Source organism: Corallococcus interemptor (assembly GCF_003668875.1).
GTDB classification, from domain to species: domain Bacteria; phylum Myxococcota; class Myxococcia; order Myxococcales; family Myxococcaceae; genus Corallococcus; species Corallococcus interemptor.
Map to the genome: position 1 here is coordinate 1 of NZ_RAWM01000068.1, position 16303 is coordinate 16303.

Here is a 16303-nt window from a genome sequence, read left to right on the forward strand (position 1 = left end):
CTGCCCCCGCCGCCCCCGCCGCGCCCAAGCCGTTCTTCGGGAGCTTCGGCGTGGACACGCCGGGCATGGACACCTCCGTCGCCCCGGGCGACGACTTCTACCGCTACGTCAACGGCAAGTGGGCGGACTCCACGGAGATTCCTCCGGACCGCTCCGCCTTCGGCATGTTCACGCGGCTGAACGAGGACGCCACGAAGCAGACGCGCGACCTCCTGGAGGCCGCCGCGAAGTCGGACGCCCCCGCCGGCAGCGAGGACCGCAAGCTGGGGGACTTCTACTCCAGCTTCATGGACGAGGCCGCCATCGAGGCCAAGGGCGCCACGCCGCTCAAGCCGGAGCTGGATCGCATCAACGCCGTCGCCAACCGCAAGGCCCTGGCCGCGCTGCTGGGCACCACCCTGCGCAGCGACGTGGATCCGCTCAACACCGGCAAGGCCACCACGGATCGCCTCCTGGGCCTCTGGGTGGCGGAGGACCTGAACGACCCCAGCCGCTACGCCGCGTACCTCCTGCAGGGCGGCCTGGGCCTGCCGGACCGCGACTTCTACCTGAAGGACACGCCGCGCTTCAAAGAGGTGCGTGAGAAGTACCAGCAGCACATCGCCGCCCAGCTGAAGAACGCCGGCATCCCGGACGCGGAGGCCAAGGCCCGCGCCATCTTTGGCCTGGAGATGAAGATCGCCCAGATCCACTGGTCGGCGCAGGACACGCAGGACGTGGAGAAGGTGAACAACCCCTGGAAGCAGACGGACTTCGCGAAGAAGGCGCCCGGCATGGACTGGGCCGCGTACTTCGCGAGCGCCGGCCTCGCGTCCCAGAAGGACTTCATCGTCTGGCAGCCGTCCGCCATCACCGGCATCGCGAAGCTCGTGGGCAGCGAGCCGCTCCAGACGTGGAAGGACTACCTGGCCTTCCACGCCATCATGCACGGCACCCCGTACCTGTCGAAGGCGTTCGTGGACGCGGGCTTCGACTTCAGCGGAAAGACGCTCTCCGGCACGCAGCAGCTGAGCGACCGCTGGAAGCGCGGCGTGAACTTCACCAACTTCGCCATGGGCGAGGCCGTGGGCAAGCGCTACGTGGAGAAGCACTTCCCGCCCGCCGCCAAGGCGGAGGCGGACCAGATGGTGAAGAACATCCTGGCCGCGCTGGGCCGTCACATCGACGCGCTCGAGTGGATGTCGCCGGAGACCAAGGCCCGCGCCAAGGAGAAGCTGGGCACGGTGCAGGTGGGCATTGGCCACCCGGACACCTGGCGTGACTACTCCGCCCTGGAGATCGTCAAGGGAGACGCCTTCGGCAACGCGGAGCGCGCGGAGCTCTTCGAGACGAAGCGCAACCTGGCCAAGCTGGGCAAGCCCGTGGACCGCAAGGAGTGGTTCATGACCTCCCAGGAGGTCAACGCGCTCAACTCGCCGCAGCAGAACTCCATCATCTTCCCGGCGGCCATCCTCCAGCCCCCGTTCTTCGACCCGAACGCGGACCCGGCCGTGAACTACGGCGGCATCGGCTCCGTCATCGGCCATGAAATCGTCCACAGCTTCGACGACGTGGGCGCGCAGTTCGACGCGAAGGGCAAGCTGGCCAACTGGTGGACGCCCAAGGACCTGGAGCAGTTCAAGGCCGCGGGCAAGGCGCTGGCCGCGCAGTTCAACGCCTACAAGCCGCTGCCGGACATGAACGTGAACGGCGAGCTGACGCTGGGCGAGAACATCGCCGACGTGGCCGGCGTCTCCATTGCGCATGACGCGTACGTGATGTCCCTGGGGGACAAGCCGGCGCCCACGCTGGACGGCTTCACGGGCGAGCAGCGCTTCTTCATGGGCTACGCGCAGGTGTGGCGCACCAAGTTCCGCGAACCCATGCTGCGCCGGCTGCTGGTGACGGATGGCCACTCGCCCGGCATGTTCCGCGCGGCCACCGTGCGCAACCTGGACGCCTGGTACCCGGCGTTCAACGTGAAGGCCGGCCAGGGCCTCTACCTGACGCCGGAGCAGCGCGTGAAGGTCTGGTAGCACCGCAGCACCCGCGCCGGGCGCACGAAGGCCGTGCGTCCGGTGCACCGAGGGGTTCCTCCTGAAAAACCATTGGGGACGAAACTTAAAAGAGCGCGATGCGACAATGTAGGAGTCAGTAGGCCGCGCTCCTCATCCCCCGAGAGGAACACCATGGAAATCAACCGCAAGTCGCCCGCCTCCATCGCCCCCACCGCCAACACGGCCACCTCGCGCGCCCAGGCGCCGAAGGCGAAGCCCCTGACGGTGCGTGACGGCTTCGACTCCCAGGGCGCGCGCCCCTCCAACTTCGTGGACCGCCCCACGGGCCGCCCCGCGACCCCGGGCGCCAGCGTGCCGGCGTCGGCGTTTGCCTTCGGGTCCTCCAACGTCGCGGTGAAGCCGGGCGCGAACAAGGTCGTGGACGCGAAGCAGGTGGATCCGTCCCAGCCCAGGCCGAAGCTCACGGGCGAGCCGGTCATCGCGGTCATCGACGGCGGCGTGGACTACAAGCACTCCGACCTGGACGACGCGATGTGGACGAACCCCGGTGAGGTGGACGGGGACGGCATCGACAACGACGGCAACGGCATCGCGGACGACATCCACGGCTTCAACGTGGGCACCGGCAAGGGCGACCCGTTCAAGGGCGACGGCACGGACCACGGCACGCACGTGGCGGGCATCATCGCCGCGGAGGACAACGGCGAGGGCAACACCGGCATCGCCGCGGGCAAGGCGAAGATTCTCAGCGTGGGCGGCCTGTACGACGGCGCGGACCTGCTGACGAACTTCGAGCGCTCGGTGGACTACCTGGTGAAGATGAAGACCGAGCACGGCGTGAACATCCGCGCCGCGAACGCGAGCTTCGGTGACTCCTACCGCGACGCCGCGTCCCAGAAGCGCTGGGAGGCCGCCATCCAGAAGCTGGCGGACGCGGACATCCTGCTGCTCGCGGCCACGGCCAACGGCAACGGCAGCAACATGAACAACGTGCCGGACATGCCCGCCAACGTGGACCTGCCCAACGTCCTCACCGTGGCGTCCATGGACCGCGACAACGACAAGCTGGCCCGCTTCTCGTCGCACGGCGACAAGGTGGTGGACCTGGCCGCGGTCGGCGAGGACGTGCTCAGCACCGTGCCCGGCAACGACTGGGAGGAGATGAGCGGTACCTCCATGGCCACCCCCACCGTGGCCGCCACCGCCGCGCGCATGTTCGCGGAGAACCCGGACCTGACGGCCGTGCAGGTGCGCGACCTCATCCTCAAGACGGTGGAGCAGGACCCGGACCTCAAGGGCAAGGTCATCACCGGCGGCAAGCTGGACATCCAGGCCGCCATCGACGCGGCCAAGGCCACCGTGCAGCCGAAGCCGGAGACGCAGCCCGTCGCCTCGCGCTGAAAACCGCGTCACAGCCTCGCGGTCTCCCTCCGGGCCCCCTCGCCATGTCCATGGCGGGTGCGGGCCCGGAAGCCGTTCCAGGACCCGGGTCCGCACGGCTACGGTGCACGCGTCATCCCTTTCGTGAGCCACCCATGCGCGCGCCCTTCATGATGCAGCTGTTCGTGCTGTCCGTGCCCCTCTTCTCCGCGCCCGCGTGGGCCGTGGAGCACTGCTCGTTCCAGGGCAAGCCCATCAACCTGGACAACGGCAACTCGACCGCGAACCTCACCGGCACCGTGCGCTGCGTGGACGAGGACACGAAGAAGGAGACGCGCACCGTCGCGTTCAAGAACGGCCAGCAGGACGGCTGGGAGGTGCGCCGCTGGTCCGACGGCCGCGCGATTGAACAGGAGTACAAGGCCGGCAAGCGGCAAGGCGGCTTCAAGCGCTACGAAGAAGGCCGGCTCGTGGAGACGTCCCACTACGTGGACGACAACGAGCAGGGCGAGATGCTGCGCTACTACCCCAACGGCAAGGTGTCCCGGCGCGTGGACCGGCAGCCGGAGGACGCGCGGAGCACCTACGCGGACTACGACGAGGCCGGGCGGCTCACCAAGGCGGGCTGTGGCCTGCGCACGTCCTGGGAGGCGGGCCTGAAGGACTGCGTCTGGAAGGGGCCCTCCCCGCTCGTGTTCTTCCATCCGAATGGCCAGAAGCGCGCCGTCATCCCGCTGAAGAACGGCAAGCGCGACGGCGTGACGGAGCTCTTCGACAAGGACGGGCAGCGCACCGCGACCAACGCGTTCTCGGAAGGCCTGCTGCACGGCGTGACCACGCGCTACGCCGACGGCAAGGCCCTCACCTCAATCACCTGGGTCAAGGGCGAGCGGGAGGGCGACGAGACGGAGTTCTTCAAGGACGGCGGCAAGAAGCAGGTCATCACCTGGCAGAAGCGCCAGCAGGTGAAGCTCGTGGAGTTCTTCCAGAATGGCGAGCGCAAGCATGAGCTCGTCGTGACGGGAGACCGCGCGGTGGAGTCCTCCTTCGAGGACGACGGCTCGCTGCGCGAGCGCAAGAACCTCATCCGGGGTGACTTCCACAACGGCTTCGACCCCGACGGCGTCACGGAGACCTTCCTCCCGGACGGCGGACCGGCGAGCCGCGAGCACTACGTGAAGGGCAAGGCGGAAGGCCGCCGCCAGATCTGGGCGGAGAACGGCACCCTCATCGAGGACTCGCAGTGGTCAAAGGGCCACGTCACCGAGCGCAAGCGCTGGAACCCCGACGGCGGCCTCGTGGAGGACGAGGCCTTCTACGAGGACGGCTCGCGCAAGAAGAAGCAGTAGGCGCCCGAGGGAGCGCCACCTTGACGGAGGATGGCGGCAATATTACTGCCATCATCCATCATGACCCAGAAGACGGAGCAGAAGCAGAAGTCGCACGACGCCATCCTCGCGTCCGCCGCCGCGTTGCTCCTGGAGCGGGGCATCCAGGCCAGCTCCATCATGGACGTGATGAAGGGCGCCGGGCTCACCGTGGGCGGCTTCTACGGGCACTTCGAATCGAAGGAGCACCTGTTCACGGAGACCCTCCGGGGCACCGCCCGCACGGCGTGGAACGCGCTGTTGCGCAAGGCGAAGGAGGACGCTCCGGACGCGCCCGCGCTGAAGGTGCTGGAGCGCTACCTGTCGCGCAAGCACCGCGACGCCGCCACGCCCACCTGCCCGCTGCCCAGCATCACCGCGGAGGTGTCGCGGACGGGTGAGCCCTACCGGGGCGCGCTGGAGGCGGAGCTGCAGCAGTTCGTGCGGACGTACGCGGAGCTCCTGCCCGCCGGGGCACGGCGCCGGGACAAGGCGCTGGCCGCCATCGCGCTCATGTACGGCGCGCTGTCACTGGCGCGCGCCGTGCGCGGCACGAAGCTGGGCGACGAGTTCCTGGACGCGGCCAGGAAGCTGGGCGCGGAGCTGCTGACGAAGGAAGGGGCCTGAAGCCCGGCCCCCTCCCCGCCTCAGGACATCATCAGTCGCGCTGGATGGCGCCCTTCGGGACCAGGATGACGACCTCCTTGCAGTCCGAATAGATGATGGAGTTCATGTCCTGGTAGTTGTGGGTCGTCTTGCCGCCGTTGCGCACGATGCCCATGTCGTTGCCCTTGGACCCGCCGCTGTAGTCCCAGCCGTGGCGCGTCTGGAAGATGATGGCGCCGTCCGGCACCTTCCCGTCCGCGACGAGCTTCCGGTACTGGTCCGCCGTCACCACGTTCGCGGTGGCGTTGCCGTACGGGCTCTTGATGGCCTTCTGCTGGGCACCCGGGAACGGGATGGACTCCCAGCCGTTGCGCAGCATCTGCGCCATGCCGCCGCGGGGGTTGTTCGGGTCGTTGCCCGTCGCCGCCGGCGTGTTCGGGATGCCCAGCCGGCTCATGTTGTCCAGCGTGGTGCGCACGCAGTAGCCCGTCTGGCCGTTGTTCAGGCGCGACGTGGCCAGCTTCTTCAGCGTGGCGTTGTTCGTGTCGATGCGGACGCCGTTGCCCAGCACCGCGCCGTTGTTGTTCGTGCCCTGGGTGTTGTTCGTGCCCTGGGTGTTGTTCGTGCCGCCGGTGTTGTTCGTGGTGCTGGGGCGGTTGCCCTGCAGCGCCTTGAGCGTGTCGGGGCCCACCTGGCCCGCGTTGGCGCCCGCACGCACGCCGTTCGCGCGCTGGAAGTCCTCCACGGCCTTCTTCGTCACGGGACCGAACTTGCCGTCCGCCGGGACGCCCAGCATCTCCTGGAGCTGCTTCACCGCCGGGCCCTGCATGCCCTCGCGCAGGTTGTTGCCACGCACCTTCACCTGGTCCATCGAGGGCGCGGCGGTCCACGTCTTCGCCCCCGGCCGCTGCTGGGGGGTCGCGGGCTCGAAGGTGTCGGCGGTCTGCGACGGGCGCGTGGGGGTGTTGGTGTTCGTATTGGTGGCGCCGGGGGTCGAGGCACCGCCGAAGTGCGGCGCCAGCGCCTGCGCGCGCGCCCAGACGTCGTTGGAGTAGTCATTGCCCGTGGTGCCCACGTCCATGCCCTGGATGGTGCGCACGTTGCCCGGCCCGGAGTTGTACGCGGCCACCGCGCCACGAAGCTGCTGCGCCTCGGACCAGTCCGGGTGCGCCTTCTTCATGTCGTTGACGTAGCCCTTGAGGATGCCCGCCGCCTGGTCGATGTGCTCGGCGCTGGTGGGGCCGCCCTTCGTCGTGTGGAAGCGGTGGTCCACCTGCATCACGCCAAAGCCGTTGCCGCCGTCACCGTGGCCCGTGCGATCCAGCGCCCCGCCCGCGCGCGACTCGCGGCTCGCGATGGCCGCCAGCAGCGCCGGGGGCAGGCCGTGCTTCGCCGCCGCCGCCTCGATGTTGCCCTTGAACTTCTGCAGCCGGGCGAGATCCGCCTGCGCCATCTTCGTGGACGCCGCCACGCCAGGCTGCAGCCCGTCCTGCCGCGCCGTGCGGGCGGAGGCGCCCGTGGGCTGGTACTGCGACAGGATGGCGTTGGGGTTCGCGCTGGTGCGAACCGCGCTCGTCGTCAGCGCCTGGGAACGATTCGAGAAGACAGAGTTCGTGCGCTGGGACGTGGTCGCGGAGAGGCTCATTCGGGGATTCCTCGTTGGCGGCTGTGATTCCTGCCCCGATTATCCAGACCCCTCCCTGCGAGTTGCGTGAGATCCGGAAATAAAGATCTCCAAGTTTAATGTGTTCGCAATTTTCCGCTCAAACTTGTCTGGCCTATGGCCTTTGTCACGAACGGGCAACGAAAACGGGGCCTGTCCCCGTGAAGGAACAGACCCCGTGCGGCGCTACAGGCCTGTGACGTGAGGGACTAACCGGGGATGAGGCCCCCGACGAAGTCCTTCAGGCCGCCGTAGATGTCTCCGGCCAGGTCGCCCACCTCGCCGGGCAGGTCCTTCAGGGCACCGAGCGCGTCCTTGGCGGCATCGATGCCCTTGTCCGCCAGATCGCCCAGGTGGCCCACGGCTGCCTCCGCCAGCTGACCGCCCGCGCCGGCCAGGTCCTTGAGCGCGTCCACGCCCGCGTCGCCCAGGTCCGCCACGGCGATGAGCAGCTCCTTGCCGCCCTCCGTCAGGTTGTCCTTCCAGGCCTTGGCGACGTTCTTGAAGGACTCCACGCCGTCCTTGAGCAGGTCACGGGCGAAGTCCTTGGCCCACGTCACGCGGTTGTCGACGAAGTCCTTGATGGCGCTCGCCGCCTTGGTGGCCAGCTCGCCGCCCTTGCGGGCCATGTCGGACAGCGCGCCGCCCACCCACTCGCCGGCCTTGGTGAGGGCCTCGCCGGGGTTCTCCGCGATGTACTTGAGCGTCTCCACGGCCTTCTCGCCGGCGTTGGCCAGGCCCTTCACCAGGCCCTCCGCCAGCTCGGCGCCCTTGGCGCCCAGGTCCTTCACGGACTCCCAGGCCTTCTTGGCCAGCTCGCCGCCCTTGGCCAGGGCGTCGCCAATGGCCTCCTTCGCCTTGGCCGCGGCCTCGCCCGGGTTCTGGGCCGTCCAGGCCAAGAGCTCCAGGCCCTTCTCGCCCAGCTCCTTGGCCTTGTTCACCGTGTTGGAGACGAGCGTCGTCGCCCCGTCGATGAGCTCCTTGGCCTTCTCCTTCGCGGCGCCGGTGAGCTTGTCGTAGCCGGCCTTCAGGTCATTGAGCGTGGAGACGGCCTGCTTGTAGAGCGCCTTGCCGGCGTCCGTGGCCAGGTCCAGGCCCTTGTCCACGACGCTCTTGATGCCTTCGAGCGCCTTCTTCGCGGCCTCGCCCGGGTTCTGCGCGATGTACTTGAGCGTCTCCAGGCCCTTCTCACCCAGCTGCTTCGCGCCGTCGATGACGTTGTCGAGGACCTGCTTGGCCTCCTTGGCCAGCTCGCCGCCCTTCTCGATGGCGGTGTTGAAGGCCTCCGTCGCCGCCTTCACCGCGGCCTCGCCGTACTTGGACGGGTTGCGCACCACGTCCGCCAGCTTGTGGATGACCTTCGCGGCGCCCTTGAGGCCCTCGCCGGCCAGCTCCGCCTGGGACACGCCCACGAACTCGGCGGCCTTCACCGCGCCCTTGGCGGCCTTCTCCACGCCCCACTGGATCAGCTGTGCGGTGCCTTCCGGCCCGTAGTACGCGGCCATGTGCGCCAGGCCCGCGGGGCCCTGCGCGGCGGCGCCCGCCAGGTTCACGGCCTTCATCCAGCCCGGGGCCTCGTAGCCGTCCGGGTCGGCCTCGAACTTGGCCTTCTCCTGGCTGAAGCCGATGTCCATCGCCAGCTCGGCGGCGCCCAGCAGCACGCTGGCGCCCACGTCCGCGGCCACGCCCACGCCGGTGAGGTCCAGCGCGATGCCCAGGCCCGCGTCCGCGACGTTCAGCGCCGCGGCGGTGTGCGCGAAGTAGCCCAGGTCGTTGTTCTTGCCGTGCAGCTCCAGGGACTCCTTCTCGTACTTCGCCGCGTCGATGGCGTTGGGCAGCGCGCCCGCCACCGGGACGACCTTCGCCAGGTTCTTGAACACCTTGCCGGCGACGTCGGCGGTGATCTCCACGCCGATCTTGCCCAGCACCTTGTCCATCACCTTGAGGCCCTGGCCCACCAGCTTGCTGCCCGCCTTGTCCAGCAGCGGCCCCAGGCCCTTCACGGTGGTGTTGAGCGCGTCCGCGCCCAGGCCGTCCGTGAGCTTGAGCATCGCCTTGAGCGCGCCGGAGTCCATCTCCGTCACCAGCTTGGAGACGACCTTGGCCGCGTCATCGTCCAGCTTGCCCGCGAGCTTCGCGAACTGCTCCGTGGTCTTCGGATCCGACAGGACCTCGTTGAGGACCTTGTGCTCCATGCCGCCCAGCGCGCTCACCAGCCGCTTGCCGGCCGCGGCGTCCGCCTTGCCCAGCTGGCCCACCAGGTTGTCCAGGGCCTTGGGGTCGGTGATGCCCTTGAGCGCGCCCTCCAGCGACTCCGGGCCGCCCAGCTTGGTGGCGGCGGCGTCCAGCTTCTTGAGCTGATCCGGCGACAGCTTGGACGCGAGCTGCGGATCCAGCCCCTTCACCTTCACGTTGGCCAGCTGCGAGCCCTGCTGGGCCACCTCCGTGGCGTTCTTCACGCCGCCGTTCTTGAGCACGTCCGCGAAGGCCTTGAGGTCCTTCTTGAGGTCGGGGGCCTCCGCCAAGAGCTGCGCGGCGGCCAGCGCCTTGTCCTGCGTGGAGGCGTTGGGGTCCACCAGGGTGATGGCGGCGCCCGCGGCGCGCAGCGACCCGTCCAGCTTGCGCAGGTCATTGGCCAGCGCGGGGAACTTGTCCCCGGCGAAGTCCTTGAGCGCCTTGCCCAGCTCCAGCGTGGCGGTGGCCTTGTCCGTGGCGGAGGCGTTGGGGTCCGTCCACTTGCCAATGGCGCCCACCAGCTTCTCCGCGGCGGGCAGGCCCTTGAGCGCGGTGTCCAGCACGCCCTTCAGGTCCTCGGGCGCGAAGGTGTCGCCGGTGGCCTTGGCCAGGGTGAGCGCGGCCTGCGCCTTGTCCACCTTGCTCGCCTTGGGGTCCGTCAGCTTGCCCAGCGAGGTGAGCGCGTCGGAGTTGGTGGCCAGCTTCGCCAGCTTCTCGTCCTTGACGCCCAGGCGCTCCAGCGCGTTGGGGACGGTCTCCGGGAACTGCGAGGCCAGCTCGCCCAGGGCGGTGGCCTTCTCGGAGAAGGAGCCGGTGCCCAGCTTGTTGAGCGAGTCGTAGGCCTTCTTCAGGTCCTCCTTCTTCGCGTCCTTCAGCTCCGGGAAGAGCTTGGGCAGCTCCTCCGGCTTGTCCGGCAGCGCCTCCGCGTGGGGCGGCTTCGGATCCGCCGCCGGGGCCGTGCCATTGGCGTTGCCCGTCACCTGCGCGTTCACCGGGCGCGCGGAGCCATTGCCGGTGGACAGCGGCGTGGCGAACGGGTTCGTGGACTCGCCCGTCAGCCGGTTCACCCCGTTGCGGTTCTGCGAGGAGCTGCCCGCGGTGAACTGATCATCCTGGAACAGCTTCACCGTGGGCTGCTTCGTCTGCTGTTGCTGCTGCTGCTTCGCGGCGGCCTCGGCGGCGGCCTTCGCGGCGGCTTCGGCGGCGGCCTTCGCGGCGGCTCGAGCAGCGGCCTCGGCGGCGGCGCGCGCGGCGGCTTCAGCGGCGGCCCGGGCGGCGGCGGCAGCGGCGGCGGCGGAACCATCAATGGGGGTGGACATGGGCAGAACTCCTACCTTTTCGAGAATCGAGAATGCCTCGGGATTCTCTACATTTCGCGGCGAATGTTGCCTGACTCTCCGCAAACCGTGAATCCCGAGGCGATGGACCCGATACGAAGGTGTCGCTCTGCGGGTTACATGGATTGCGCGGTCCCCGCATGACGCGGGCGGGCATACCGGCCGCTATGGAAGTTCCACCGGAGTCCCCCTGCGTCATGCCCCCGGGGACGATGGATTCTCAGCCTCCGAGCTGAGCGCCCACTGGCCCAGGCACATGCACCCGGCGGAGGTGAGCAGGGTCAGCGCCCCCGCGACGATGAAGGGGCAGTCCACGGCCATGAGCAGGGGCAGCGGGGCCCACCCCGCGAGGAAGCTGGCCGGGGTGAACAGCAGCGCCCGGGGGCCGCGCATGAAGCTCTGGATGAGCCCCAGCACCGCGCCCGTGACGGCGAAGCCCGCGAGCATCGCGTACGGGTACGCCTTGTTGAACATCAGCATGTAGACGCCCAGCAGCGGGAAGACGTGCACGCTGCCGGGGATCCACAGGATGAAGGCGCTCAGCACCCAACTGCTCGGCGGCCGGGACTTGGACATGGGGGGAATCCATCCCATGTCGCGGCCCATGGCCACTCCCTGGCGACAGACACTGTCTGTGCGGATGGGCTACAGCTTGACCTGGCAGGCCTTGAGGTTGGTGTTGCTGACGCCGTTGCAGGCGTAGCTCTCCCGGCAGTCGGACGACGAATCGCAGACGGGCGAGCACATCAGTGAATCGAGCTGGCGCGTGCACAGCGTGTCCTCCGGACAGCCGCCGCCCGCGCCCTCCTCGGTGCAGTCCTGCGCGCAGAAGGTGCCGGGGAAGTCCCTGCGGCAGGAGAGGCCGGAGCCACAGCCTTCGTCGCCGCAGATCTCCCCCACGCCTCCCGTGCTGTCGCCACAGGCCAGGAGGGGGAGCGCCATCAACAGGGGGAGCAGCATTCGGGTCAGTCGCATGCGAAGTCCTTTCAATTGTCCGTCGGGTCGTGAGCAGTGCGTTTCAGAGCGGCTGGGTGCGCTGGAGGAGCCAGTCGCGCGCGGGGCCCTGGACGTGGGGCTGGAGTCTTTCACGCACGGTGGCGTGATAGGCATTGAGCCAGTCCACCTCGTCCCGGGAGAGCAGGGCCACGTCCACCAGCCGCGTGTCGATGGGACAGAGGCTCAGCGTCTCGAAGCGCAGGAAGTCGCCGAACTCCGTCTTCCGGTCCGGCACCGCGGCGATGAGGTTCTCGATGCGGATGCCCCAGCGGCCCGGCCGGTAGAGCCCGGGCTCGTTGGAGGTGATCATCCCCGGCTCCATCGCCGTGGTGAGGTCGTTGAGCATCGTCGGGGAGAAGCCGTGCGGCCCCTCGTGGACGTTGAGGAAGAAGCCCACGCCGTGGCCGGTGCCGTGGCCGTAGTCCAGGCCCTCCGCCCACAGCGGCGCGCGCGCCAGCGCGTCCAGGTTCGGGGAGCGGGTCCCCCGGGGGAAGCGGGCGCGGGACAGGTTGATCATCCCGCGCAGCACCAGCGTGAAGTCGCGCCGTTGCTCGGGCGTGGGCTCGCCCACGGGTACCACCCGGGTGATGTCCGTGGTGCCGGACGTGTACTGGCCGCCGGAGTCGATGAGCAGCAGGCCCTGCGGCGTCTGGCCCGGCAGGCACACCGTCGCGTGCGAGTCCCGCGTCGCCCGGTAGTGCGGCATGGCGGCGTTCGCGTTGTACGCGGCGATGGTGGAGAAGCTGAGCGACACGAAGCCCGGACGCTTCGCCCGCTCCGCGGAGAGCCGCTCGTCCACGGTCAGCTCGGTGATGGGCTCGCGGCCCAGGGCGGACTCGAACCAGGCGAAGAACGCGCACAGCGCCGCGCCGTCCTGCTCCATCGCGTCGCGGAAGTGCGCGAGCTCCGCGTCCGTCTTGCGCGACTTGGCCACGGTGGACGGGTTGAGCCCCTCCACCACCGTGACGCCCCGGGGCACCGCCTGCCGCAGGCCGTGGGTGATGCGGCGCGGATCCACCAGCAGCCGCGTTCCCTCCTGCAGCGCCCCCAGCGCGCGGGCCGCCTCGTCGTACGGGTGCAGGGTGATGCCGTCCGCCTCCAGCGCCGCGCGCAGCGCGTCCGGCACCTTGCCCTCGCCAATGAACAGCCGCGCCCCGCCGGGCTCCACCAGCAGGTGCGCGAGGAACAGCGGCAGGTGCTCCACGTCCGCGCCGCGCAGGTTCGTGAGCCACGCGACGTCATCCAGCGTGGAGATGAAGTGATGCGTCGCGCCCAGCACGCGCATCTCCGCGCGCACGGCCCGCAGCTTGTCCGTGCGGGACACGGGCGACAGCGCGTGCGCGAAGACGGGCGCGGCGGGCAGGGGCGGCCGGTCCGTCCACGCCTCCGCCAGCACGTCCAGGTCCGTGCGCAGCACCACCCCCGCCGCGGACAGCTGCGAGGCCGCCTGACGGGCCTGGCCCAGCCCCAGCACCGCGCCGTCCACCGCCACCGTCTGCCCTTGCGGCACGTTCGCGGCCAGCCAGTCCAGGGGCGACTGCCCGGGCGCGTTCGTCGTGCGCACCGTCGCGATGCCGCTGCCCATCAGCTGCGCGTCCGCCTGGTCCCAGTAGCGGCTGTCCACCCAGAGGCCCGCGTCGTCCTCCGTCACCACCAGCGTGGCCAGCGAGCCGGTGAAGCCAGACGCCCACTCGCGCCCCTTCCAGCGGGCCGGCAGGTACGTGGACAGGTGCGGGTCGCTCGTCGGGACCCACACCGCCGCCACCCCGCGCGCCCGCATCACCTGCCGCAGCCGCGCGATGCGCTCGCGCGCCGCGGCCCCCTGCGTCTGCCCCTGGCCCATGGCTTCCTCCGTCGTTGCGTCGAGCGTCCTCATGCCGGAAACCGCGCCCCATTTCCAAGGCCCTCCCGCGCTGGATGTCCACGCGCGGGGTCAAGACTCCTGGGAATGCGGGTGCTCTTCGGAAGACGCGGCGCAGCATCCCGTTGGGGCGGGGATGGGGGATGTGTTGTCCATTGGTGGAAAAGCGACGCGAGGGCCTGGGCCTCGGGCGCGGCGGTGCTTACCAAGCCGGTGGCCGCGGTGAGGAGCACGCGGCCGGCTTTACCCGTCTCCAGAGCAGGCCTGGTTTCCCACCGTGCGACGTGTTCTCGCCATCCTTCCCTACGTTCCGCTGCCTTCGGATACGGGCGGCACCCTGCGCACGCTCGAGTTGGTGCGTGCCCTTGCCTCGCGCTTCGAGCTGGACGTGTTCGCGGTGCACCGGGCGGGCAACGACGCCGAGGGCTTCAAGCGCTGGCTGGGGGAGCACGGCGTGCCGGCTTCGCGGCTGCACCTGGTGGACCTGCCGCGCGTGGCGCCCCGGGAGACGCTCAACAGCGGCCGGGCCTTCCTCAAGGGCACGCCGCTCACCTACGTCCGCTTCGCGCGCCAGGGCCTGAAGGACGCCCTGCGCCGGGTGCTGACGGAGCGAGGCCCCTTCGACATCATCCACTTCGACCACCTGCACATGGCGCAGCTGTTGCCGCTGGCGCGGCAGCTGAATCCGACCGCGCACATGGTCATCGACGAGCACAACGTGGAGAGCCAGCTCTTGGCGCGCATGGCGCCGCTGAGCCCGGCGCCGATGCGGCCGTTCCTGAACTGGCAGTTCAAGCGGGTGGAGCGGCTGGAGCGCGAGTGCGTGCGTCAGGCGGACACGGTGCTGGCGTGCTCGTCGGTGGACGCGGAGCAGCTGCGCGCCATGGGGGCGAAGCGGGTGCACGTGGTGCCCAACGGCGTGAAGCTGCCGGACTTCGCGCCGCGCGAGGGCACGGGTGACGACCTCGTGTTCGTGGGCTCCATGGACTGGTGGCCCAATGAAGACGCGGTGCTGCTGCTGGCGCGCGAGGTATGGCCGCTGGTGTCGTCGGACCTGTCGACGAGCAAGCTGATGGTGGTGGGCCGCAGTCCGCCCGCGTCCGTGCGCGCGCTGGAGAACGAGCGGCTGGTGGTGACGGGCTCGGTGCCGTCTGTGGCGCCGTACCTGGCGCGAGCGCTGGCCACGGCCATTCCGCTGCGAGCGGGCAGCGGCACGCGCCTCAAGGTGCTGGAGGCCGCGGCGGCGGGCGTGCCCGTGGTGGCCACGCGCCTGGCGGTGGAGGGCTTGCCGGTGGTGGAGGGGCAGCACGTCCTCCTGGCGGAGTCCCCCCAGGAGTTCGCCGCCGCGCTGCGCCGGCTGCGCAAGGATCCGGACCTGTGCAGCAAGCTCGCGCAGAACGCCCGCCGCATGGCGGAGGCCTTCGCGTGGGACGGAATCGGCGCGGGGCTGGGTGAGCTGTACCTGAACGCGGTGGCGGTGAATGGCGGGAAGACGCCGTCCGGGACGGAAGCGAACTGAGGAGCCGGCCTGGCGCGGTGGACCCACACCGCGCCAGGGCTCGCCCGCCGAAGCCGCACCGCACGAACCTGTCCGGCTGTCGGACAGGTTTTGGACGACCGGGGCCGGAGCCTCTGTGGGGGACCTGCGTCGTACCGGGAGTCGCGGACGGCGCTTGAGGACAGGGTCCTTCAGCGGCCACGCCCTACCCGGCCGCGACCTGCGCTTCGCGCGAGTCCATCAGGGCCGGCAGGTACAGGGATTCGATGTAGCGCCTGGCCATCCGCTCTGGCGCATGGTGGGTCACGACGTATTCGCGCGCGGCCTGCGCCATCCGCGTGCGCCAGCCGGGCGCCGTGAGCAGTCCCGCGAGCGCCGAGGCCAGCGTGCCCGCGTCCCCCGGTGGCACCACGAGCCCGCGCCCCGTGCCCAGCACATGGGGCAGCTCACCGACTCCAGACGCCACCAGCGGACGGCCCAGAGCCATCGCCTCCAGCGCGACCAGCGGCATGCCCTCCCGCAGGGACGGCATCACCACCGCGTCCGCCGCCGCGTAAACGCTGCGCACCTCCGAGCGGAACCCCAGGAAGCGCACCGGCAGCCCCTGGGCCTGCGCTTCCAGCGGCTCGCGCAGCGGGCCATCACCCACCAGCAGCAGCGTGGGCACCGTCGCGCCGGGCGTCCGGGCCAGCCGCTGCATCGCATCCAGCAGCACCTGCGGCCCCTTCTCCACCGACAGGCGTCCGACCATCGCGATGACGGACCCCTCCGGCGCGAGCCCCAGGGCCTCACGGGCCTGGAGGCGTTCCTCGTCCGTGCACATGTCCGCGAGCGGCAGCGCGTTGGGGATGTAGACCACCGGCGAGCGGTGGACATACCGGCGCAGGCGCGCGGTCAATTCACGCGACACCGCCGCCACCGCGTGCGTGCAGTTGCCCAGCACGCGCGCCAATCCCTCGTACGCGATCAACGCGGGCGTGGCGCCGGTGTCCCCATGGTAGGTGGCCACCAGCGGCACCCCAGCGAGCGCGCTCGCGGCGGCGCCCAGCGTGAGCGACTTGTAGTCATGCGCGTGCAGCAGCCCCACGCCGCGCCGGCGGATCTCCGAGGCGAGCGTCGCCACGGCCATCGCGCTGAAGCGGCCGGGCACCTCCAGCGTCAGCGCGTCCAGCCCCTGCTCCCGGACCGCGCCCGACAGCACGTCCACCCGTCCGGGTGAAATGAGGCTGCACACCTGCGCCCGCCAGGGCGACGGCGTGGACGCGGCCAGCGACAGCAGCGCCCGCTCCGCGCCATACAGGCCGCAGGTACTGCGCACATGGAGGATGGTGGAGTGCGCCACGCGTGGTCCTCTTCGTGCCCG

General features: G+C 70.0%; 11 protein-coding genes. 5 read left to right on the forward strand and 6 right to left on the reverse strand.

Annotated elements, in window-relative coordinates; all coding sequences use genetic code 11:
- From D7X96_RS23075 to D7X96_RS23090, 4 genes are all read left to right on the forward strand, one after another.
- On the forward strand, window positions 1–2015 hold a 2015-nt coding region (locus D7X96_RS23075), incomplete at its 5' end, for a M13 family metallopeptidase (protein WP_147468373.1).
- Window positions 2016–2168: 153 nt separating this feature from the next.
- Entirely contained in the window at window positions 2169–3398 is a 1230-nt protein-coding gene (locus tag D7X96_RS23080; RefSeq protein WP_121770724.1) for a S8 family peptidase, read from the forward strand.
- Between the two features lie 134 nt (window positions 3399–3532).
- Window positions 3533–4726, forward strand: a complete 1194-nt coding sequence (locus D7X96_RS23085) for a toxin-antitoxin system YwqK family antitoxin (protein ID WP_158626616.1) — start codon at window positions 3533–3535, stop codon at window positions 4724–4726.
- A 60-nt stretch (window positions 4727–4786) separates the two neighbouring features.
- Window positions 4787–5371, forward strand: a complete 585-nt coding sequence (locus tag D7X96_RS23090) for a TetR/AcrR family transcriptional regulator (protein ID WP_120546359.1) — start codon at window positions 4787–4789, stop codon at window positions 5369–5371.
- Between the two features lie 31 nt (window positions 5372–5402).
- Here D7X96_RS23090 and D7X96_RS23095 read toward each other — a convergent pair whose 3' ends face one another.
- From D7X96_RS23095 to D7X96_RS23120, 5 genes are all read right to left on the reverse strand, one after another.
- Window positions 5403–6995: a peptidoglycan-binding protein gene (locus D7X96_RS23095; RefSeq protein ID WP_121723288.1), complete on the reverse strand. Its 1593-nt coding sequence runs from the start codon at window positions 6993–6995 to the stop codon at window positions 5403–5405.
- A gap of 227 nt (window positions 6996–7222) precedes the next feature.
- Entirely contained in the window at window positions 7223–10567 is a 3345-nt protein-coding gene (locus D7X96_RS23100; protein ID WP_167510875.1) for a Dauer Up-regulated, read from the reverse strand.
- 213 nt (window positions 10568–10780) lie between these two features.
- Window positions 10781–11161 carry a hypothetical protein gene (locus D7X96_RS23110; RefSeq protein WP_147468374.1) on the reverse strand — a complete coding sequence of 127 codons (381 nt, stop codon included), beginning with the start codon at window positions 11159–11161 and terminating at the stop codon, window positions 10781–10783.
- A 69-nt stretch (window positions 11162–11230) separates the two neighbouring features.
- Complete coding sequence (locus D7X96_RS23115; protein WP_147442612.1) at window positions 11231–11560, reverse strand: hypothetical protein; 330 nt, start codon at window positions 11558–11560, stop codon at window positions 11231–11233.
- A 43-nt stretch (window positions 11561–11603) separates the two neighbouring features.
- Complete coding sequence (locus D7X96_RS23120; RefSeq protein ID WP_244219694.1) at window positions 11604–13457, reverse strand: aminopeptidase P family protein; 1854 nt, start codon at window positions 13455–13457, stop codon at window positions 11604–11606.
- Window positions 13458–13719: 262 nt separating this feature from the next.
- Between D7X96_RS23120 and D7X96_RS23125 the strand changes: the two genes are divergently transcribed.
- Window positions 13720–14961 (forward strand): glycosyltransferase family 4 protein, encoded by a 1242-nt coding sequence (locus tag D7X96_RS23125; RefSeq protein WP_120546352.1) that lies wholly within the window; start codon window positions 13720–13722, stop codon window positions 14959–14961.
- A 184-nt stretch (window positions 14962–15145) separates the two neighbouring features.
- Here the strand turns inward: D7X96_RS23125 and D7X96_RS23130 are convergent, their stop codons facing one another.
- Complete coding sequence (locus D7X96_RS23130; RefSeq protein WP_121770729.1) at window positions 15146–16282, reverse strand: glycosyltransferase family 4 protein; 1137 nt, start codon at window positions 16280–16282, stop codon at window positions 15146–15148.
- Between the last annotated feature and the right edge of the window lie 21 nt (window positions 16283–16303).